General features: G+C 69.5%; 20 protein-coding genes. 9 read left to right on the forward strand and 11 right to left on the reverse strand.

Annotated features, from left to right (window positions below):
• Window positions 1-1,011, forward strand: coding sequence for an acyl-CoA desaturase (locus ACFYWQ_RS34935; RefSeq protein ID WP_389522227.1), 1,011 nt, complete (start codon window positions 1-3; stop codon window positions 1,009-1,011).
• Window positions 1,008-1,685: a TetR family transcriptional regulator gene (locus ACFYWQ_RS34940; protein ID WP_389522229.1), complete on the forward strand. Its 678-nt coding sequence runs from the start codon at window positions 1,008-1,010 to the stop codon at window positions 1,683-1,685. The genes ACFYWQ_RS34935 and ACFYWQ_RS34940 overlap by 4 nt, the downstream gene beginning before the upstream one ends.
• Before the next feature lie 93 nt (window positions 1,686-1,778).
• On the opposite strand, the gene ACFYWQ_RS34945 is transcribed toward ACFYWQ_RS34940, so the two are convergent.
• Window positions 1,779-1,952: a CsbD family protein gene (locus ACFYWQ_RS34945; protein WP_389522231.1), complete on the reverse strand. Its 174-nt coding sequence runs from the start codon at window positions 1,950-1,952 to the stop codon at window positions 1,779-1,781.
• Between the two features lie 103 nt (window positions 1,953-2,055).
• Complete coding sequence (locus tag ACFYWQ_RS34950; protein WP_389522233.1) at window positions 2,056-2,853, reverse strand: trans-aconitate 2-methyltransferase; 798 nt, start codon at window positions 2,851-2,853, stop codon at window positions 2,056-2,058.
• Window positions 2,854-2,942: 89 nt separating this feature from the next.
• On the opposite strand from ACFYWQ_RS34950, the gene ACFYWQ_RS34955 reads away from it, so the two are divergent.
• A complete protein-coding gene (locus ACFYWQ_RS34955) occupies window positions 2,943-3,440 on the forward strand; it encodes a MarR family winged helix-turn-helix transcriptional regulator (protein WP_389522235.1) in 498 nt (165 codons plus the stop codon).
• 289 nt (window positions 3,441-3,729) lie between these two features.
• Here the strand turns inward: ACFYWQ_RS34955 and ACFYWQ_RS34960 are convergent, their stop codons facing one another.
• On the reverse strand, window positions 3,730-4,503 hold the full coding sequence (locus ACFYWQ_RS34960; protein WP_389522237.1) for a LuxR C-terminal-related transcriptional regulator: 774 nt from the start codon (window positions 4,501-4,503) through the stop codon (window positions 3,730-3,732).
• 259 nt (window positions 4,504-4,762) lie between these two features.
• On the opposite strand from ACFYWQ_RS34960, the gene ACFYWQ_RS34965 reads away from it, so the two are divergent.
• From ACFYWQ_RS34965 to ACFYWQ_RS34980, 4 genes are all read left to right on the forward strand, one after another.
• Window positions 4,763-5,218, forward strand: coding sequence for a GNAT family N-acetyltransferase (locus ACFYWQ_RS34965; RefSeq protein ID WP_389522239.1), 456 nt, complete (start codon window positions 4,763-4,765; stop codon window positions 5,216-5,218).
• Between the two features lie 78 nt (window positions 5,219-5,296).
• Entirely contained in the window at window positions 5,297-5,764 is a 468-nt protein-coding gene (locus ACFYWQ_RS34970) for a hypothetical protein (protein WP_389522241.1), read from the forward strand.
• A 12-nt stretch (window positions 5,765-5,776) separates the two neighbouring features.
• A complete protein-coding gene (locus ACFYWQ_RS34975) occupies window positions 5,777-8,050 on the forward strand; it encodes a hypothetical protein (RefSeq protein WP_389522243.1) in 2,274 nt (757 codons plus the stop codon).
• A 10-nt stretch (window positions 8,051-8,060) separates the two neighbouring features.
• Window positions 8,061-8,750, forward strand: a complete 690-nt coding sequence (locus ACFYWQ_RS34980) for a hypothetical protein (protein WP_389522245.1) — start codon at window positions 8,061-8,063, stop codon at window positions 8,748-8,750.
• A gap of 6 nt (window positions 8,751-8,756) precedes the next feature.
• Here ACFYWQ_RS34980 and ACFYWQ_RS34985 read toward each other — a convergent pair whose 3' ends face one another.
• The 7 genes from ACFYWQ_RS34985 to galT all read right to left on the reverse strand — a co-directional run bounded on the left by ACFYWQ_RS34985 (window position 8,757) and on the right by galT (window position 15,918).
• The gene (locus ACFYWQ_RS34985; protein ID WP_389522247.1) at window positions 8,757-9,212 is read right to left on the reverse strand and encodes a hypothetical protein; all 456 of its coding nucleotides are present in this window, start codon (window positions 9,210-9,212) and stop codon (window positions 8,757-8,759) included.
• 14 nt (window positions 9,213-9,226) lie between these two features.
• Window positions 9,227-9,835 carry a hypothetical protein gene (locus tag ACFYWQ_RS34990; protein WP_389522248.1) on the reverse strand — a complete coding sequence of 203 codons (609 nt, stop codon included), beginning with the start codon at window positions 9,833-9,835 and terminating at the stop codon, window positions 9,227-9,229.
• A 34-nt stretch (window positions 9,836-9,869) separates the two neighbouring features.
• Window positions 9,870-12,041, reverse strand: coding sequence for a hypothetical protein (locus ACFYWQ_RS34995; RefSeq protein WP_389522250.1), 2,172 nt, complete (start codon window positions 12,039-12,041; stop codon window positions 9,870-9,872).
• Window positions 12,042-12,046: 5 nt separating this feature from the next.
• Complete coding sequence (locus ACFYWQ_RS35000; protein WP_389522252.1) at window positions 12,047-12,493, reverse strand: hypothetical protein; 447 nt, start codon at window positions 12,491-12,493, stop codon at window positions 12,047-12,049.
• A gap of 235 nt (window positions 12,494-12,728) precedes the next feature.
• A complete protein-coding gene (galK, locus tag ACFYWQ_RS35005; protein ID WP_389522253.1) occupies window positions 12,729-13,892 on the reverse strand; it encodes a galactokinase in 1,164 nt (387 codons plus the stop codon).
• The gene (gene galE, locus ACFYWQ_RS35010; protein WP_389522255.1) at window positions 13,892-14,860 is read right to left on the reverse strand and encodes a UDP-glucose 4-epimerase GalE; all 969 of its coding nucleotides are present in this window, start codon (window positions 14,858-14,860) and stop codon (window positions 13,892-13,894) included. The genes galK and galE overlap by 1 nt, the downstream gene beginning before the upstream one ends.
• On the reverse strand, window positions 14,857-15,918 hold the full coding sequence (gene galT, locus ACFYWQ_RS35015; protein WP_389522257.1) for a galactose-1-phosphate uridylyltransferase: 1,062 nt from the start codon (window positions 15,916-15,918) through the stop codon (window positions 14,857-14,859). The genes galE and galT overlap by 4 nt, the downstream gene beginning before the upstream one ends.
• Window positions 15,919-16,051: 133 nt before the next feature.
• On the opposite strand from galT, the gene ACFYWQ_RS35020 reads away from it, so the two are divergent.
• Both ACFYWQ_RS35020 and ACFYWQ_RS35025 read left to right on the forward strand, forming a co-directional pair.
• The gene (locus ACFYWQ_RS35020) at window positions 16,052-17,731 is read left to right on the forward strand and encodes a sodium:solute symporter family protein (protein WP_389522259.1); all 1,680 of its coding nucleotides are present in this window, start codon (window positions 16,052-16,054) and stop codon (window positions 17,729-17,731) included.
• Window positions 17,732-17,770: 39 nt separating this feature from the next.
• Window positions 17,771-18,166: a hypothetical protein gene (locus tag ACFYWQ_RS35025; protein ID WP_389522261.1), complete on the forward strand. Its 396-nt coding sequence runs from the start codon at window positions 17,771-17,773 to the stop codon at window positions 18,164-18,166.
• A 195-nt stretch (window positions 18,167-18,361) separates the two neighbouring features.
• On the opposite strand, the gene ACFYWQ_RS35030 is transcribed toward ACFYWQ_RS35025, so the two are convergent.
• Window positions 18,362-18,724, reverse strand: coding sequence for a hypothetical protein (locus ACFYWQ_RS35030; protein ID WP_389522263.1), 363 nt, complete (start codon window positions 18,722-18,724; stop codon window positions 18,362-18,364).
• Between the last annotated feature and the right edge of the window lie 613 nt (window positions 18,725-19,337).

Here is a 19,337-nt window from a genome sequence, read left to right on the forward strand (position 1 = left end):
ATGACCACAACCTCCGACGTGATCGAAGACCCTTCCACGACGCCCGGCGGCTCCTCGGCGCTCTCCGCCACGCTGGGTGGCGAGCAGAAGCGTTCGATCGAGCAGATCACGCTGCTGCTCTTCATCACCGTCCCGTTCCTGGCCCTGCTGGCGGCGGTGCCGCTGGCGTGGGGGTGGGGGGTGAGCTGGCTGGACCTCGGTCTGCTGGTCTTCTTCTACTTCCTTGGATGCCACGGCATCACGATCGGCTTCCACCGGTATTTCACGCACGGCTCCTTCAAGGCCAGGCGGCCCCTGCGGATCGCGTTGGCGATCATGGGGTCGATGGCGGTGGAGGGTCCGCTGGTGCGGTGGGTGGCCGACCACCGCAAGCACCACAGGTTCTCCGACGCGGAGGGCGACCCGCATTCGCCGTGGCGGTTCGGGGAGACGGTGCCGGCGCTGATGAAGGGCCTGTGGTGGGCGCACATCGGCTGGATGTTCGACGAGGAGCAGACCCCGCAGGACAAGTACGCGCCGGATCTGATCAAGGACGGGGCGATCCGGGCGATCTCCCGCCAGTTCGTGCTGTGGACGGCCGTGTCGCTGTCGCTGCCGGCGCTGATCGGCGGGCTGGTGACGATGTCCTGGTGGGGTGCGTTCACCGGGTTCTTCTGGGGTTCGCTGGTGCGGGTGGCGCTGCTGCACCACGTGACGTGGTCGATCAACTCGATCTGTCACGCGGTGGGCAAGCGGCCGTTCCGGTCGCGCGACCGGTCGGGCAACGTGTGGTGGCTGGCGGTCCTGTCGTGCGGTGAGTCCTGGCACAACCTGCACCACGCCGATCCGACGTCGGCGCGGCACGGGGTGGAGCGCTGGCAGGTGGACTCGTCGGCGCGGTTCATCCGCTGGTTCGAGGCGCTCGGCTGGGCGTACGACGTGCGCTGGCCGTCACGCTCGCGTATCGATTCCCGCCGGAACACGGGCGGGGGCGGCTCCCGGCGCCGGAAGGCGGCCGCCGACGCGGCATGATGGACGGCGTGGCGACCGACTCCAGCAGTACCCCGAGCAATGAGAAGCCGCGGCGAGCGCGTCGCACCCGGATGACCGGTGCCGAGCGCCGCCAGCAGTTGCTGGAGATCGGTCGCACCCTCTTCGCGGCGAAGGGTTTCGAGGGCACGTCGGTGGAGGAGATCGCGGCGAAGGCCGGGGTGTCCAAGCCGGTGGTGTACGAGCACTTCGGCGGCAAGGAGGGCCTGTACGCGGTGGTCGTGGACCGCGAGATGCGGCGGCTGCTGGACATGGTGACCGGCTCCCTGACCGCCGGCCACCCGCGTGAGCTGTGCGAGCAGGCGGCCTTCGCGCTCCTGGACTACATCGAGGAGTACACGGACGGTTTCCGCATCCTGGTCCGGGACTCCCCGATCCCCCAGTCCACGGGTTCCTTCGCCTCCCTGATCTCGGACATCGCCACGCAGGTGGAGGACATCCTGGGCCGCGAGTTCAAGAGCCGCGGCTTCGACCCGAAGCTGGCGCCGCTGTACGCGCAGGCGCTGGTGGGGATGGTGGCCCTGACCGGCCAGTGGTGGCTGGACGTGCGCCGCCCGAAGAAGGCGGAGGTCGCGGCGCACCTGGTGAACCTGGCGTGGCACGGACTGGACGGCCTGGAGCAGAAGCCTCGGCTGATAGGGCATCGCAAGAGCTGACACGCGGGAGCTGACACGTGTGAGGGGCCCCGTCCGGTGGACGGGGCCCCTCACGCAGGTGCGGCTCACGTTCGCAGCCGCTGTCGCCGCGGATCAGTGCTTGAAGACGTCCTTCGCCTTCTCCTTGGACTGGCGGGCGTCGCCCTTCGCCTGCTCGGCGCGGCCCTCGGCCTCCATCCGCTCGTTGCCCACGGCACGGCCGACCGTTTCCTTGGCCTTGCCCTTGGCCTGTTCCATCTTCGCCTTGGACTTCTGCTCGCCTGCCACTGTCCATCACTCCCAGTCAGGTCTGCGGTCTGTCTCATCACCGCGGGTGACCCGCGGACCGGGGTTCAAACACCGGGCGGGGACATGGGGGACAGAGAGGGGATCAGGCCGCTTTGCGGGCGACGGCGAACAGGCGGCGGAAGGGCAGGACCGTGCCGTAGGGGTGGCGGGGGTAGGCCTTGCGCAGCAGGTCGCGGTAGTCGGTGACGAAGGCGTCGCGGGCGTCGGGGTCGTCGGTGAGGGCGTCGAGGGCGGGGCGCAGGCCGGTGCCCTTGGCCCAGTCGAGGACGGGGTCCTCGCCGGTCAGGACGTGGTGGTACGTCGTCGTCCAGACGTCGGTGGCGCAGCCGAGGCGGGCGAGCCGGTCGAGGTAGACGTCGGGGGCGTGGACGGAGTCCGCGGGGCGCAGGGCGGGGCCGACGCGGGCTTTCCAGCGGGGGGAGGTGCCGAGTTCACGCATGAGGGCGTGCAGGGGCGCGTCGAGGTTGTGGGGGACCTGGAAGGCGAAGGTGCCGCCGGGGGCGAGGCCGTCGAGCCAGGCGGGGAAGGCGTCGAGGTGGCCGGGGACCCATTGGAGGGCCGCGTTGGAGACGATCAGGTCGTACGTCTCGGCCGGTGTCCAGGTGGTGAGGTCGGCGTGGGCGAAGTCGAGGCGTGCGCCCGCGTGCGTCCGGGCGCGGTCGAGCATGCGGGGGGAGTTGTCGTAGCCGGTGACGCGGGCGGTGGACCAGCGGTCGGCGAGGACGGCGGTGAGGTGTCCGGGGCCGCAGCCGAGGTCGGCGATGCGGGGCGGGTCGCCGGGCAGGTCGGGGACGCGGGCGAGGAGGTCGGTGAAGGGGCGGGCGCGGTGGCCGGCGTGGCGCAGGTACTGGGCGGGGTCCCAGGAGGGGTTGGGGGTCATGTCCGTCACTTTCCCCCGCCGTTCGTCTCGATATCAAGATACTCGACACCAAGAGACTTCATGTCGACACAACCACTACACTGATCGTCATGGAGGACGAGGTCGATCGACTGGTCGCAGCGTGGCGCCGGGAGCGCCCGGACCTCGACGTGGAACCGCTGGAAGTGCTCAGCCGGGTGAGCAGGCTGGCCCGGCATCTGGACCGGGCACGCCGTCTGGCGTTCTCCGAGCACCAGTTGGAGCCGTGGGAGTTCGACGTGCTGACGGCCCTCCGCCGCGCGGGGGCGCCGTATCAGCTGTCGCCGGGGCAGCTGCTGACGCAGACGCTGGTCACGTCGGGCACGATGACGAACCGCATCGACCGCCTGGCGAAGAAGGGCCTGGTCGAGCGGCTGCCCGATCCGAGCGACCGGCGCGGTGTGCTGGTGCGTCTCACGGACGACGGCAAGGACCGCGCCGACCAGGCGCTGTCCGGGCTCCTCGACCAGGAGCGGGCGATCCTGGCCGAGCTGTCCCACGCCCAGCGCGGTGAACTGGCCGGGCTGCTGCGCCAGCTGACCGCCCCGTTCGACAACATCCCCGGCTGAGGGCCCGACGCGCGGATCACACCGGAGACGGCCCCCGGGGCTCGCGTGAGATGTCCGGGGACCGACCGGGGGCTCGCGCGAGGTTCCGGGGAACGACCGGGGGCTCGCGCGAGGTGACCGGAGACCGACTCGGCGGCTCGCGGGAGACGGCCGGGCAACTGGTCCGGCGGCTCGCGTGAGACGACCGGGGTCCGATCCGGCGGCTCGCGTGAGACGACCGGACAAAGTTCCTACGGCTGTGGCGAGGTGACCGGGGACGGGCCGACAGCTGGTCCCCGGTCCGAGCCGATCAGGCGCTGTTGGTCTCCTCCTGCCGGATCCGCCCGGCCGGTCCCAGGTCCACGGGGCCGACTCCCGCCCGGCGGGCGAGGGCGACGGCGGCCAGGGTGGAGTGCACGCCCAGTTTGCCGAGGACGTTCTGCATATGGGTGCGGACGGTGTGCGGGGAGAGGAACAGCCGCTCGGCGACGGCCTTCCGCCCCAGGCCCGCGACCATGCAGCGCAGCACCTCCCGCTCGCGCGGGGTGAGGGACTCCACGAGCCGCTCGCTCTCGGTGCGGTGCTTGCGGGCGGCGGTCAGCTCCTTGAGCACGCCGGTGAGCAGGGCGGGCGGCAGGTGCGTCTCCTCGCGCAGCACCCCGCGGATGACGGTGAGCAGCCGTGACAGCGAGCAGTCCTTCGCGACCCAGCCGGACGCCCCGGCCTGGAGGGCGAGGGCGGCGCGCCGCGGGTCGTCCTTCTCGGCGAGGACGACGACCCGGACGTGCGGCTGGGCGCCGCGGACCCCCGCGACGAGCGTGATCCCGTCGACGAGCCCGTCCTCCCCCACCTCCTGCACGGGCACCGCGGAGCGTACGCCCGGCAGGTGGCCGCCCAGATCGGCGTCGACGAGCAGCACGTCGTAGCGGCGTCCCTCGGCGGCCGCGCGCTCCAGGCTGCGCAGGGCCGCCGGGCCGCTGCCGGCCGCGGAGACGTCGACGTCGGGCTCGGCGGCCAGGGCGGCGGCGAGCGACTCGGCGAAGATACGGTGGTCGTCGACGACCAGAACACGGATGCGAACCACGAAACCCCCTTCCCCAGGCTCCTTCACGGAGCAGGGGATACCCAAGGTCCGGAGAACGACGACCGGCGCGGGCACGACGCCCGCGGGGTGGTGCGATGGCACGGCCGCCGCCGTGCAGACATCGATACCCCCACCGCGGGCGCCGTACCCGACTGTCTCGCCCCCTGATCAGCACCGGCCCCCACCGGTGCTGCTCACAGCGTAGGGCTGTGGGCGACGAGCGGAAGGCAATTCACAGAACTGGCCGTCCTGCGCGTTTATGGTGTGCCGCATGTTTCGTCTTGAGACAGAAGTCGACAGGGCTCGGCGCGATCTTCTCCGTTCGCGGCTCCGCGACACCAACACGGTGGCCTCCCCTGTCCTGCGCGCCCTGCGCGGCACTCCCGCCGAGCGGGAGGTCCCCCTCCACGTCTGGGCGTCGGACCGGTCCGGCGAGCTGGCCGGCGGGCTCGTCGGCCACACCTGGACCACCTGGCTGCACGTCACCTACCTCTGGGTCGACGTACGCCACCGCGGCACGGGCCTGGGCACCCGCCTGCTCACGGAGGCCGAACGCGTCGCCCGGGACCAGCGGGGCTGCCGCCGGGCACGGCTGGAGACCTGGGACTTCCAGGCCCCGGAGTTCTACCGGCGGCGGGGCTACGAGGTGGTGTGCGTGATCGAGGACTATCCGCCGGGGCACACGGAGTTGACGCTGACGAAGCGGCTGGGGTGAACCGGCCTAACACAGGTTGCCATGGCAAACTTCACTGCCGTCGGACATCGAACGTCCAGGTGACGGGGGAAATACCGTATGGCATGGGACGAATGGGAAGAGCTGAAGTCGCAGACGGGCAGCGGTGACGCGACGCATATGCGTCTCAACCAGTACCCCGCCGATTCGGGTGGCGGTACGGCCGGGGGCCAGGGCGACCTCGTCGCGTACCAGGACGACCTCGGCGCGGTCGGGCACGAGGCGTTCGTCCTCCACGGCCGGCTGCACGACGACGTGGACATCGCCGGGGCCGGCGCCGACGGCAAGGGCGACGGGTCGACCACCCAGGCGGCGAGCGCCCTGAAGAGCAGCAACTTCGTGATGGGTGCCGCGCTGGCGACGACCGTGGAGGTCTGGACGACCCAGGTGAAGTCGGTGCTGACGGCCTGCGCGCACATCTCCAACCACCTCGACTACAGCAAGAAGCTGCACGCCCAGAACGACACGACCATCGCGGCCGATCTCTCGGGCATGTCCGTGTCCCGTCTCAACGAGTACTTCAAGTAACGGGGGGCTGACATGGCTCTGGCTTACACGGACCTGAAGACGGTCGATCTCGGCAAACTCGGGACCGCCGTGTCGGACTGGAAGAACGCCGTCGACAAGCTGACGACCCTGGAGGAGGACGCCAGGAAGGGCCTCCAGGCCAAGTCGGACACCGCGCGCTGGGCCGGGGCCAACGCCACGGTGACACGCGGCTTCGTCACGAAGACCGTCAAGGAGTTCGCGGACCTCCTGTCGGAGGCGGACAGCATCTACCAGGTGCTCGACGACGCCCACCGGGAACTGGTGGCGCTCCAGAAGAAGGTGAACTCCCTGGAGGACGAGGCGGGCAAGAAGGGTTTCACCGTCCACGACAACGGCGACTGCACGGTCTCGGTCTCCCTGTACATCCCGCCGGGGACCCCGCCCGAGAAGGAGGACGACCCGGCGGCGCGCCAGGAGTACGCGGACGAAATCAGTACGAGTCTCGGCCGCGCGAACGACATCGACCAGTCGGTGAAGCTGGCGCTCAAGCGCAGCCACGGCGACGATCCGTACAACGCCGGCCACGCCTCGTACGAGTCGCTGAACGACGCCCAGGTCGACCGTGCGCTGGAGCTCGCCAAGAAGGGCGAGGACATGACGAACACCGAGCTCGCCGAGCTGAACCGGCTGGTGAAGTTCAACGGCCAGGACAAGGACGGCGAGTTCGCGACCGAGTTCTACAAGGGACTCGGCGGCCCGGAGAAGGCGCTGGAGTTCTACGGGACCATGGCCCTGGACGGCACCGCGGGCAACGACAAGGCCCGGCTCGCGCTGACCAAGGACTTCCAGCAGAGCATGGGCATGGCCCTGGCCACGGCCACCGACCCGGACAACGCGACGCACCTGCCGTCCAGTTGGGGCGACCAGTTCCGCAAGCTGGGCGCCGAGCGGCTGGACATACCGCGGGCCGGTCTGAACCAGCCGTACGGCTATCAGGTGCTCGGCGGACTCCTGCGCTACGGCGACTACGACACCCGGTTCATCAAGCCCATCGCCGAGCACATCGTCCAGCTCCACCACACGCAGCCCAACCTCTTCACGCTGGCCAAGCCCGCCACCGGAGGCATCGACCTCGACTACGGCTACAACCCGTCGGGCAAGGTGGGCGCCGGATACGATCCGCTGACCAGCGTCCTGGAGGCGCTGGGGCACAGCCCGGAGGCGTCCAAGGCGTTCTTCTCCGACGAGGACCCGGACGTCTACCGCACCGACGGCACGGTCGACAAGGACGCCACCCTCGGCTACACGTACTTCGACGAGCTGACCGACAAGAAGTTCCAGTGGCCGGCCGACAGCCTCGGCGCCGTGAGCAAGCCCCACGGGGTGGACGCGCTCGGGCACGCCCTGGAGTCGGCGACCCTCGGGCACGCGTGGGACGACGTCAACCCGACGCTGCACCGGGACGCCGACTCGGCCCGGATCATGGAGCAGGTGGTCAGCACCTACGGCACCGACCCCGAGCTCACGAAGCAGCAGGAGATCCTGTCGGACAGCCTGGGCCGCATGGGCTCCGGGTACATCGACGACATCAGCTGGGGCCTGGACAAGAACCGGTCGGACAGCCTGTACGCGCCCCAGGGCGACGCGGACGACCACGCCCAGTTCGGCCGCGACGACACCCGCGGCTTCCTGAGCATCATCGGCGAGTACCCCGACGCCTACGCCGATGTCTCCGCCGCGGACAAGATCTACACCAGCAGCATGCTGGAGGCGCAGGTCGGCGCCGACGGTTCGATCAACGAGGGGCATGCGCGGGAAGCCGTCCGCACCGGTGCCGAGATCCAGGGAATGCTGGACCAGTCCCGGGCCGACCAGGTGGAGGCGGAGGGCCTCAAGGCGGACAAGGAGTACAACGAGGCCCTGGAGAAGCGCAACGGCTGGGTGGAGTTCGGCACCGGTGCCGCGGTGGCGGCGGGCGTCGCCCTGCTGCCCGAGGTGGCGGCGGTCGGCCTGGTCGCCACGGCCGTCCCGATCGTGATGGACACCGGGCAGGGAGCCCTGGAGCAGACCATCGGCGACGTCGTCGGGGACTGGACGGAGTCGAACCAGAAGGACAGCGGCGACGACATCCAGGAGCAGCGCCAGGCGATCTACCGGGCGGGTGAGGCGAACGCCGAGGTCCCCATGGACCACTTCGTCCAGCAGCACCGCATCGACCGGACCGGGGACTTCGGTCAGGACCTGGAGGAGGCGTGGCTGAGCGGTTACGGCACGGGAACGGACCGCGAGAACCAGCAGGGCTACCGGCCCCAGACGGACGACTGAGCGGAACGGCGTGGACACGATGCTCAAGCAGAAGCCGGCGCTGACCGCCGCACTCACGGTGTGCGTGCTGGGCGCCGCGCTGACCGGATGCGGCGGCGGCGAACCGACGGACGGGGCCACCGGCGCGACGGCGTCCGCCACGGCGGCGTCCGGGACGTTGTGCGGTGCCGCTCTCACCGAGACCGCGCGCGATTCCCTGCGCGGCCTCGTGGGAACGGACAGCTACAGAACCCTGGGATCCGATGACGGGCCGCAGGAGGTGGCGGACGCTCTCGTGGCGGACGCCACGGCGGGCGGCACCTCCACGGAGGACCACGAACTCTGCCTCGCCTACGACGCGTCGGACGACTCGTCCAGCGGCACCTCGGTCGCCTACGGCCTGGTCGACGCGGAGCCGGAGAACCCCGCCTCCGTCTTCACCCGGTACCGGCTGGGATCGGCGACGGCACTGGCGAGGGCGATGAACGCCGTGGTGTTCCTCAAGTGCTCCAGCGGCCTCTTCAAGGACGGCGACGGCAAGGAGCACCTGATCCAGGGCGAACTCGTCAACCGGAGCACCTCGCTCGAGGACACCGAGGAGACCCGCCGGGAGAACCTCACCGTCCTGCACGCGGCATCCCTCGCCGTGGCCCGCGCACTCGGCTGCGCCGACACCGCCGGCCTGCCGGCCGCGTTCACGGTGACGCGCCAGGACGCCTGACCGCGCTCACGGCCCCGGAGGGGCGGGCGGCGGTTCCCCGGGCGGGGGCGGGAACGGCGGCCGCGGCGGAACCCGCGGCCCGGTTCCGCCCACCGCGGGCGGTGGCGGAGGCGGACCGTCGGGCACCTGGAACCGCGGCCGGGGCGGGGGCGGGGGGCCTGCCGGGGGCGGAGGCGGCGGAGGTGGGGGCGGCGCCTCGACGAACTGCGGCGTCATCGGGCCACCGGCGCGCAACCGCTGAATGGTCCGCTCGGCGCGGCGGCGGGCCAGAGGGGCGTCGTCGCGCTGGTAGACGAGATGCCAGCCGAACCTTCCACGGTCGACGGTGGAGAGCAGCCGGTATCCGAGCTGATGGCCGATCTGCTCGATCCGGCGCATCTGCGAAGCGTCGTCGTAGCGGCCGATCTGCAGTTCGACACGGCCACGGCCGTCGAACCGCCTGACGATCTCCTCGTCCCTCACGGTGCCAGCCCTCCTCAGTTGTCCTCGTAGCGGGGCAGTTCTGCGGAGAAGTCGCGCGAGTCCTCGCATCGGGCCAGTTCGTAGGCTCGCTTGGTGAGCTGGTAGGCGAAGTCGGTCAGGGCTTGACTCAGCTTGACGCCGTCGATCGTGGTTTCCCCGATCACATCGACATCAGCTACCAGGGAATAGCCTTGTGAGGCGCTGTCTTCCTCCGTTCCCGTCACCGTGCAAGGGACGTACACGGAAGCGGAGGCATCGTCGTCCTCCACCTGTGCCAGGGCCAGGACGCCGTTCTGCGAAACCCTCACAACGCGCTGGTCCCCGCTACCACCGTAATGATCTTCCCAGGCACTTTCCGACGCCTGCTGCAACTCAACCATTCCCGACAGAATCGAGTCACCGCTCGAGACGCTGCAAGCGAAAGAGAAGTTGCGCCCCACCCCGCCTTGATCCGCCCATTCATCTGCCGATGGCGAATTCGGCAGCGCCCGCATCACAACGCTTCGCTGCACAGCACCGTCGCACACCTCGCCCGGGAGCAGATAGAGCCCCTTCACGGAAAACAGGAAGACGCCGCCCCCTATGAGCCCCAGGATGGCCAAGCCAATGGAGAAGCCTTTCACGGCCTGGAGGGTGGCAACTCGCTCCGGCGTCCCTTTAATCATACTTCTTCTTGGCCCGATCCAAGTAGTAATCACTGTCTTTCCACCCATCATTGACGGCGTCTCGCACAGTGTTTTTCGTTGCCTGCGTCGGCAGGTCCACGTCGTTCCGCTCCATGGCGTCTTCGACGGACCACTGCGTCTGCTGATTGACCGAATCGCGCATCGCGAACAGATCTTGACTGGAGTAGTACAGCGCCTGATCCTCGGCCCCTTCCAGCTTCTGGCCATCGAGCAGACGGTCAACGGCAGCTCCTGCGACAGCTCCGACCATCCCACCGCCGACAGCTCCCATTGCCGCCCCTCCGTACGCTTCGGGAACTCTGATGAAGGTCGATCCGACGGCGATCCAAGTCTTGGCGAAATCACCCTTCGCCTTCAGCGCATCGTTGAACTGAGTCTCACCGTCGACGGCGTCACCGACTTCAGAGTTCGCCGCAGAGTGCCCGACGATCCCCTGGATGATTCCCGCATTCCTGCCGATGTCGGAAATCAGCTGTTCATGATCTCCGTCGAACAAGGAGGGGTCCGAGAGGTGCGCCTCAAGGAGGTTGCCGGTATAGATACTTTCGCCATAGATGATCCCAGCTCTGCCCTCAGGATCTGCAGACGTCGCCGAAATGAATCGAGTGACGTCCGATACGTTCAACCCCTCAGGGTCATCGCCGTCCGCAAGGAATATCGCTCCGGAATCTGGCCCCGCAAACGCTCGGCTGATCTCCGGCATGTAAGAGGCCGCCATGTTTCCGAAACTCTCTCCCAGCCCCCGGTCCACCAGGTCCGCACCGTCGCCGGGCTGAGCCACCGCATTCATGACATTGGCCATGATCTCCACTTGCGCCGTGCTGTGTGGCGGGGCTGGAGAGGTTGAGTCACCGACGGCGACGCCGGTGACGGCGGCTTCAAGGGCATGTCCGAGTGCGGCCCCCCGGTCGGTGTACCTGGTCGTGCCCAGCATGTGGTCCAGGTCCGACTTGGACGCGAAGGCGTTCGTCGCAGCCTCGGGGTTGTGGGAGAGACCTTCGAACAGGCCCTCCAGCGGGTCCCGGCCGTTGCCGTCGCCGAAGACCAGGTCCAGGGCGTCGTAGCCCTTCACCCACAGCGCGTCGGTGTTCGACTCCCCCGCGCCCTTGTCGGCCTTGAACAGCTTGGACCGGTAGTCGTCGAGGAACTCGGTGTCGTACTGGCCCTGGCGCATCAGGCTGCTGATGACCTGGGAGCCCAGGGCTCCGACGGGGTTCATCGAGTCGGCCGCGCGGAAGTTGGTGTTGCGTTCCGCGATGAGGTCCTTCTTCCAGTCCTGCATGGCGTCGGAGTCCGAGAAGGAGGCCGTGGCCAGGGTCAGGCTCAGGTTCTTCTGGAGGCTCTTCATCGTGTCCAGCTCGGAGCCCCTGGCGCCGGCGTGGGCGGAGGTCATCTCGGTCCAGAACTGGAGCGTCCCCTTGGGGCCCAGCTTCGTCGCGAACTGTTCCGCGAAGAGGGAGTCGCCGCTGTACTTCTCCATCGTGCGGTTGAAGTCGGCGATGTCGTCGAGGGACATGTCGGCCGGGTTCCTGGCCGCCTTGGCCAGCTTCTCCGCTGCGGCGACGGCCTCGGCCGCGGAGTCCCGGTCGGCGTAGGACGCGTCGGCGAAGCCGTACTTGGCCTGGTCGACGAGGAGCCTCAGGACCTTCGCCGCGCTGTTGTCGCTCTGCGTGGCCTTGGTCAGGATGCCCTTGATCTCGTCGCGGAAGGATTCGACCGTCTTCTGGTCCGTCGCGCCGGTCTTTCCGCTGGGGTCGGAGGCATAGTCGGGCCGGGTGTTCCCGGTGACGGTGAAGGTTCCCTCGCCGGTGTCGATCACGGTGAGGTTCTGCTGCGCGGCCCGGCTGATGGCGTCGTTCAGCTGGGTGCGGTACTCGATGAGCTCACCGCGGGTGTCGCTGAGGATCTTGGTGATGGAGTCGGCCTGGGTGTGCGCATCGGCGAACTCGGCCGCGGTCTTGGCGATGAACTCACGGCTGACGGTGGCGTTGACCCCCGCCCACTTGGCCTTGTCGGCCTTGGCCTTGAGGTTGTCCTCAGCGTCCTTCTGGAGGTCGGCGAGCTTCTTCGTCATCTGCTCCCAGTCGGTGACCGCTTCGCCGAGCTTGGCGAAGTTGCCGTGGCGCAGTGCGTCGAGGTCCATCGGCGTCAGTGTCCCTTCCTGTCGTCGAAGCCCTCGTCGAGCGTGGAGATGCTGCTGACCGCGCCGTAGATGTACGAGTCGTCGGCGGCGTGCTGGTTCTTGGTGAAGCGCAGATGGTTGGAGATGTGGGCGCAGGCGTCCAGCAGGGTCTTGGACTGTTCGCTCCAGCGCTCCGTCACGTGCTCCAGCGCGGCGCCGAGGGCGAATCCCTCGCCCTTGAGTCCGCCCGCGGCGGCCGAGGAGGCCACCCGCGCGTGTCCGCTGTAGGTCGTGAAGTCGTCGAACAGGTCGTGGGCCGCCTTGCCCACCGCCGCCAGGTCCTTCTGGCTGGCCACGAGGTCGCCCTGGGTGCCGTCCCCGCCCTGGTCGGCCGGGTACTGGTTGAGTTGCATCCGCGTGCCGTGCTCCTCGGCCGCCGAGCTCTTGAGCTCTTCCCATTCGGCCCATGCCATGCGTGGCCCTCCCCCGTGTCCGCTGTAAGCCACTGACCGGATCGCCGGGCCGTTGCGCATGAGCGAACGCAACGGCGTGGTGATCACCCGTACATTATCGGGCCACCTCGTCAAGTCCCCGGTAGTCACGAGCACTTCGCAGAATGACGACACCGGCCCCGCACGCATCGTTCGCGTGCGGGGCCGGGGCGGGACGTGGCCGGTGGGGGCCGGGGCGAGGCCGGTGGGGTCGGGGTCAGTTCAGGCGGCGGGCGCCTGCCGCAGGGACCGCCTCGAAGACGCGGGGGGCCGTGTGGCCGGCCGCGGCGAAGGCTTCCTGGACGGCCTTGGTGAGCGTGTCGACGTCGGTGGCCTCGGCGAGGACGATGGCCGAGCCGCCGAAGCCGCCGCCGGTCATGCGGGCGCCGAGGGCGCCGGTGGCGAGGGCGGTGTCGACGACGAGGTCGAGTTCGGGACAGGAGATGCGGAAGTCGTCGCGGAGGGAGGCGTGGCCCTCGGTGAGGACCGGGCCGATCGCGCGGGGGTCGCCCGACTCCAGGAGGGAGACGACCCGCTCGACGCGCTCGTCCTCCGTCACCACGTGGCGGACCAGGCGGCGGACCTCCTCCTCGTCCCCGAGGCGGGCCAGGGCCTCGTCCAGGCCGGCGTAGGGGATGTCCCGGAGGGCGTCGACGCCGAGGAGGGCGGCGCCCTTCTCGCAGCCGGCGCGGCGCTTGCCGTACTCGCCGTCGCTGTGGGCGTGCTTGACCTGGGTGTCGACGACGAGCAGCCGCAGCCCCAGGGCGGCCAGGTCGAGGGGGATCTGCTTCTGGGAGAGGTCGCGGGTGTCGAGGAACAGGGCGTGGCCGGCCTCGCAGCAGGCGGACGCGGTCTGGTCCATGATCCCGGTGGGCGCGCCGACGTAGACGTTCTCGGCGCGCTGGCACAGGCGGGCGAGCTGCCAGCGCTGGAGGCCGAGGTCGTACAGGTCGTTGAGGGCCAGGGCGACGACGACCTCCAGGGCCGCCGACGAGGACAGGCCCGCGCCGGAGGGGACCGTCGAGGTGAGGTGGACGTCGGCGCCGGTGACGGGGTGGCCGGCCTCGCGCAGGGCCCAGACCACGCCCGCCGGGTACGCCGTCCAGTTCCGGTCGGACTCGGGGGTGAGGTCGTCGAGCACCAGCTCGACGACGCCGCCGTCGACGTCCGCCGAGTGCAGGCGCAGCCGGCCGTCGTCGCGGCGGGAGACCGCGGCGGTCGCGGTGTGCGGCAGCGCGAAGGGCATCACGAAGCCGTCGTTGTAGTCGGTGTGCTCGCCGATGAGGTTGACGCGGCCGGGCGCCGACCAGACACCCTCGGGCTCGGTCCCGTACAGCGCGGCGAAGCCGTCCCGCACGTCCTGCGTCTGCTGTGCCCCCACTACTGCTCCCTTGCGGTCTTCTGCGTGAACTCCCACGCGTCGGCGACGATACCCGCGAGGTCCGCGCGGGACGGGTTCCAGCCGAGGCGCTCGCGGGCGGTGGCCGCCGAGGCGACCAGGACCGCCGGGTCGCCGCCGCGGCGCGGGGCCACGACCTCGGGGATCGGGTGGCCGGTGACCGTGCGGACGGTCTCGATGACCTCGCGGACGGAGAAGCCGTTGCCGTTGCCGAGGTTGCAGATGAGGTGCTCGCCGGGGGTGGCCGCGTCGACGGCGAGCAGATGGGCCTCGGCGAGGTCGGCGACGTGGATGTAGTCGCGGATGCAGGTGCCGTCGGGGGTCGGGTAGTCGTCGCCGAAGACGGAGATGGCCTCGCGGCGGCCCTGCGCGACCTGGAGGACCAGGGGGATGAGGTGCGACTCGGGGTCGTGGCGCTCGCCGTACGATCCGTAGGCGCCGGCCACGTTGAAGTAGCGCAGCGAGACGGCGCCGAGCCCGTGGGCGGCGGCCTCGCCGGTGATCATGTGGTCGACGGCGAGCTTGGAGGCGCCGTAGGGGGAGGTCGGCGCGGTGGGGTCGGTCTCGGTGATCGGGGTGCTGACGGGCTCGCCGTAGGTGGCGGCCGTCGACGAGAACACCAGCTTGCGCACGCCCGCCTCGCGCATGGCGCCGAGGAGGGCCATGGTGCCGCCGACGTTGTTGTCCCAGTACTTCTCCGGCTTCACGACCGACTCGCCGACCTGCGAGAACGCGGCGAAGTGGAGGACGGCGTCGAAGGAGGGGTCGAGCCACTTGGCGGCGTCGCGGATGTCGCCCTCGACGAAGGAGGCACCGGCCGGGACGCCCGCGCGGAAGCCGGTGGACAGGTTGTCGAGGACGACGACCTCGTGCCCCGCCTCCAGCAGGTGCTGGGCGACCACGCTGCCGACGTATCCCGCGCCGCCCGTGACCAAGTACTTGCCGCTCATGAACTCGCTACCTCTCGCAGTCGCTCGGCCGCGCGCTCCGGCGGCACGTCGTTGATGAACACGTTCATGCCGGATTCGGAACCCGCGAGGAACTTCAGCTTGCCGGAGGTGCGGCGGATGGTGAAAAGCTCGAGGTGCAGCGCGAAGTCGTCGCGGTTGACGCCGTCGAACTCCTCCAGCTGGCCGAACGGCGCCTGGTGCCAGGCGGCGATGTACGGCGTCGGAGGCTCACCCTCGCCGAAGATCCGGTCGAAGCGCTTCAAGAGTTCCAGGTAGACCTTGGGGAACTCTGTGCGCGCCGCCTCGTCGAGGCCGAGCAGGTCGGGGACGCGGCGCTTGGGGTAGAGGTGCACCTCGTACGGCCAGTGCGCGGCGTACGGCACGAAGGCCACCCAGTGTTCACCCTCCAGGACGACCCGCTCGTCGGCGAGCTCCCGCTCCAGGACGGCGTCGAACAGGTTGTCCCCGCCGGTGGCGTCCTTGTGGGCGGCCACCTGGCGCAGCATCAGGGCGGTGCGGGGCGTGGTGAAGGGGTAGGCGTAGATCTGCCCGTGAGGGTGACCCAGCGTGACGCCGATCTCGGCGCCGCGGTTCTCGAAGCAGAAGATTTGTTCCACGGAGGGCAGATGCGACAGCTCGGACGTCCGGTCCGTCCACGCGTCGAGCACCAGCCGTGCCTGCTCCTCGGTGAGGTCGGCGAAGGACGCGTTGTGGTCGGAGGTGAAGCAGACGACCTCGCAGCGCCCGGAGTCACCGGCCAGGGAGGGGAAACGATTCTCGAAGACGACCACGTCGTACGTGGAGTCCGGGATCTCGCTGAGCCGCCCGCCCTGGGAGGGGCACAGGGGGCACTCGTCGGCCGGCGGGTGATAGGTGCGCCCCTGCCGGTGCGAGGCGATCGCCACCGAGTCGCCGAGGAGCGGGTCCCGGCGTACCTCCGAAGTGGTGACCGTGCGCTCCAGCGGGCGGCGGTCCACCGCGTCGCGCACCGAGTCGTCCCGCAGGTCGTAGTAGATGAGCTCACGACCGTCGGCCAAGCGGGTCGAGGTCTTCTTCACCGCGACTCTCCATCCCTGCCGCAAGCAGCAGTACCGAGCAAAGCATCAAACAGAACCAAACACATAAAACCATAAACCCCCACGCGCGTCACCACCACAACCAAACAGAGACCCCAAGCGAAGTGAGCAGCGCATGCGAACCCCCACGTACCTCGCGGCCGAGCTACGGCTTCCGACCAACTGGCTCGACTACACGATCCTCGGCATCTACTTCGTGGTCGTCCTGGGCATCGGCTTCGCCGCCCGCCGCTCGGTGAAGACCAGCCTCGACTTCTTCCTCTCCGGCCGCTCCCTGCCCGCGTGGATCACGGGCCTCGCCTTCGTCTCGGCGAACCTGGCGGCGACGGAGATCCTCGGCATGGCGGCGAACAGCGCGCAGTACGGCGCGTACACCGTCCACTGGTACTGGATCGGCGCCATCCCGGCCATGGTGTTCCTGGGCCTGGTGATGATGCCGTTCTACTACGGCTCGAAGGTCCGTTCGGTGCCCGAGTTCCTGCTGCTGCGCTTCGACCGGGGGGCGCACCTGCTGAGTTCGCTTCTGTTCGCCTTCGCCGCGGTCCTGATCTCGGGTGTGAACCTGTACGCGCTCGCGATCGTCGTGGAGGCGCTGCTGGGCTGGCCGCAGTGGGTGGCGATCGTGGTCGCGGGCTTCTTCGTCCTGGCGTACATCACGCTGGGCGGCCTGTCCTCGGCGATCTACAACGAGGTGCTCCAGTTCTTCGTGATCCTGGCGGCCCTGATCCCGCTGTCGGTGCTGGGCCTGAAGAGGGTGGGCGGCTGGGACGGCCTGTCGGAGTCGCTGACGAAGGCCCACGGCGACAACTTCGTCACCGCCTGGGGCGGCACCGGCATCGGCAGTGACAACCCGCTGGGCGCGAACTGGCTGACGATCGTGCTGGGCCTCGGCTTCGTACTGTCGTTCGGCTACTGGACGACGAACTTCGCCGAGGTGCAGCGCGCGCTGTCCGCCCGCAACCTCTCGGCGGCCCAGCGCACCCCGCTGATCGCCGCGTTCCCGAAGATCTTCATCGTCTTCCTGGTGATGATCCCGGGCCTGGTGGCGGCGGTCCTGGTCCCGTCGATCGGCACGGCCGACTCGGACCTCCAGTACAACGACGCGATCCCGTACCTGATGGAGCAGCTGCTGCCGAACGGCGTGCTCGGCATCGCCGTGACGGGTCTGCTGGCGGCGTTCATGGCGGGCATGGCGGCGAACGTGTCGTCCTTCAACACCGTCTTCACCACCGACATCTGGGCGAAGTACGTGGTGATCGGCCGGGAGGACGGCTACTACGTGCGCTTCGGCCGGCTGATCACGGCGATCGGCGTGGTGGCGTCGATCGGCACGGCGTTCCTGGCGTCGTCGTTCTCGAACATCATGAGCTACCTCCAGACGCTGTTCTCCTTCTTCAACGTGCCGATGTTCGTCGTCTTCATCGTCGGCATGTTCTGGAAGCGGGCGTCGATGAAATCCGGCTTCTGGGGGCTGCTGGCGGGCACCACGGCAGCGATGGTCAACTACTTCGTCTTCTACAAGCAGGGCGTCATCGCCATCCCCACCGACCAGGGCGCGAACTTCGTCTCGGCGATCGCCGGGTTCGTGGCGGGCGCGGTGGTCATGTTCGTGGTGTCCCTGTTCACCGCCCCCAAGCCGGAGGAGGAGCTCCAGGGCCTGGTCTACGGCACCGTCTCCCCCGGCATGGCCGAGCCGCCCGCGCCGGGTGACGAGGCCTGGTACCGCAAACCGGCCCTGCTGGGCTGGGGCGCGATCGTCCTGGCCGCCGCCTGCTACATCCCGTTCTCGCTCTGAGCCCGCACGCGACGCCGATCGCGGGAGGATGGAGAGACCATGTCCGAGCATTTCGAACCCGACGAGCACGACGAGCACGCGGCGGCGGCCGAGCGGCTGCGGCACGCGGGCTACTCCGACGCGGACGTCCAGCGCGAGGTCATCGAGCTGGAGGAGAAGTCCGCGACCGCGGCCCGCATCTTCGACCTGCGCCGCATCATCGGCGGCCTGTTCGTCGTCTACGGCGTGATCGTCACGATCGTGGGCCTGACGGACGACGACGCGGCGATCGCCAAGGCCCAGGGCATCAACATCAACCTGTGGACGGGCCTGGGCATGCTGCTGCTGGGCCTGTTCTTCCTGGCCTGGCTGAAGCTGCGTCCGGCGTCCCATCCGACGCCGTCGCTGCCGCCGGAGGCGGTATCGCGGGAGGGTGAGCCGCCGCGGGGCGCATAGCAGGGCGCCGGGGCGTGTACGGGGCCTGGGTGCGTACGGGGCCTGGGAGCGCGTACGGGGTCGGATCCGCCGGGTGTGTGCGGCGGATCCGACCCCGTCGTCGTACGGCTGTCCCGTCCGTCGCGAAGGACCGCAACGGGGGACAGCCCCGGGATCCGTGGTGCCGGATCCCGGGGCTGTCCTGGAACTCAGTGCTTAGAGCAGGTCCAGCAGGCTGTCCTGGCCGTTGGCGTTCAGGTTGCCGCTGGTGGAGTTGTCGCCGATGCTGCAGGACTGCTGAACGGTCGGCTTGTTCGAGCTGTAGCCGAGGATGTTGACGTTCACGTTGTTCAGCGCGTTCACGAGGCCGCTCGAGTGGGCGGAGTTGTCCACCTCGGCGTAGTTGACGCACTGCTTGGTGGCGCCGTCCGACTTCGTGTCCTTCGTGTCCTTCGAGTCCGAGCGGTAGCCGCTGTCCGTCGTGCGGTGACCGTCGGCGGCGGAGGCAACGCCCGCTCCGACCATGGTGAGGCTGCCGATCATGGCGGCCGCGAGAGCAGCCTTGCCAATCTTGCGCATTTCATCCCTTTCTTCGACTGAGTGATCCGTATCGTCCCGTAACAAGGCGTTACAGGGCGTTACGAATATGCACCGTATGTTACGATTGCACCTTTTGCACCTCACCACGCCGACTCATTCCCGGCAACCACGAGCACACCGTCCGGGGAGACCCGCACGCGGGCGATCCGAGGGGCGCGAAGGAAGCGGGCGCAGCGCGAGGGGGCGCCCCCGCACAACCCTCCGCGATTACTTTGACCTGCGGTGATGACCGAGGGAGGCGGATCGGACGGAGTCTCCGGCAGCGCCGGCGCCGACGGCAGAATCGAACCTCCGCTCGACCGCCCGTCCGCCGCCGAAGGTGTGAAGCGGCGGAGGGCCATCCGGGAAGTGGGCGGGGCGCGTCGCCGGGTCGCCGGGTCGCCGGGTCGCCGGGGAGAACGAAGGGCGGGCGAGGCGGTGGGCCGGCGGCCGTGGGCGGCCAGGCCGGAGAGGGGGCCGCAGGCGGCGGCAGCCGTGGGCACGGGGACCGCGCAGGGCGAAGGCCCGGGTGATGCGGGAGGCCGTAGGCGGCGAGGGCGGGGGGAGGGGAGCGGTCGGCTCGGCGCCGCCTACGGGGTGAGCGTGGGGGCAG

It is taken from the genome of Streptomyces sp. NPDC003247, from assembly GCF_042888135.1.
In the GTDB taxonomy this organism is placed as follows: domain Bacteria; phylum Actinomycetota; class Actinomycetes; order Streptomycetales; family Streptomycetaceae; genus Streptomyces.

Coding starts and splice junctions, on each gene's coding strand:
- ACFYWQ_RS34935 (WP_389522227.1), top strand. CDS start 1: ATGACCACAACCTCCGACGTGATCGAAGACCCTTCCACGACGCCCGGC.
- ACFYWQ_RS34940 (WP_389522229.1), top strand. CDS start 1,008: ATGATGGACGGCGTGGCGACCGACTCCAGCAGTACCCCGAGCAATGAG.
- ACFYWQ_RS34950 (WP_389522233.1), bottom strand. CDS start 2,853: ATGACCCCCAACCCCTCCTGGGACCCCGCCCAGTACCTGCGCCACGCC.
- ACFYWQ_RS34955 (WP_389522235.1), top strand. CDS start 2,943: ATGGAGGACGAGGTCGATCGACTGGTCGCAGCGTGGCGCCGGGAGCGC.
- ACFYWQ_RS34965 (WP_389522239.1), top strand. CDS start 4,763: ATGGTGTGCCGCATGTTTCGTCTTGAGACAGAAGTCGACAGGGCTCGG.
- ACFYWQ_RS34970 (WP_389522241.1), top strand. CDS start 5,297: ATGGCATGGGACGAATGGGAAGAGCTGAAGTCGCAGACGGGCAGCGGT.
- ACFYWQ_RS34975 (WP_389522243.1), top strand. CDS start 5,777: ATGGCTCTGGCTTACACGGACCTGAAGACGGTCGATCTCGGCAAACTC.
- ACFYWQ_RS34995 (WP_389522250.1), bottom strand. CDS start 12,041: ATGGACCTCGACGCACTGCGCCACGGCAACTTCGCCAAGCTCGGCGAA.
- ACFYWQ_RS35000 (WP_389522252.1), bottom strand. CDS start 12,493: ATGGCATGGGCCGAATGGGAAGAGCTCAAGAGCTCGGCGGCCGAGGAG.
- galE (WP_389522255.1), bottom strand. CDS start 14,860: ATGAGCGGCAAGTACTTGGTCACGGGCGGCGCGGGATACGTCGGCAGC.
- ACFYWQ_RS35020 (WP_389522259.1), top strand. CDS start 16,052: ATGCGAACCCCCACGTACCTCGCGGCCGAGCTACGGCTTCCGACCAAC.
- ACFYWQ_RS35025 (WP_389522261.1), top strand. CDS start 17,771: ATGTCCGAGCATTTCGAACCCGACGAGCACGACGAGCACGCGGCGGCG.
- ACFYWQ_RS35030 (WP_389522263.1), bottom strand. CDS start 18,724: ATGCGCAAGATTGGCAAGGCTGCTCTCGCGGCCGCCATGATCGGCAGC.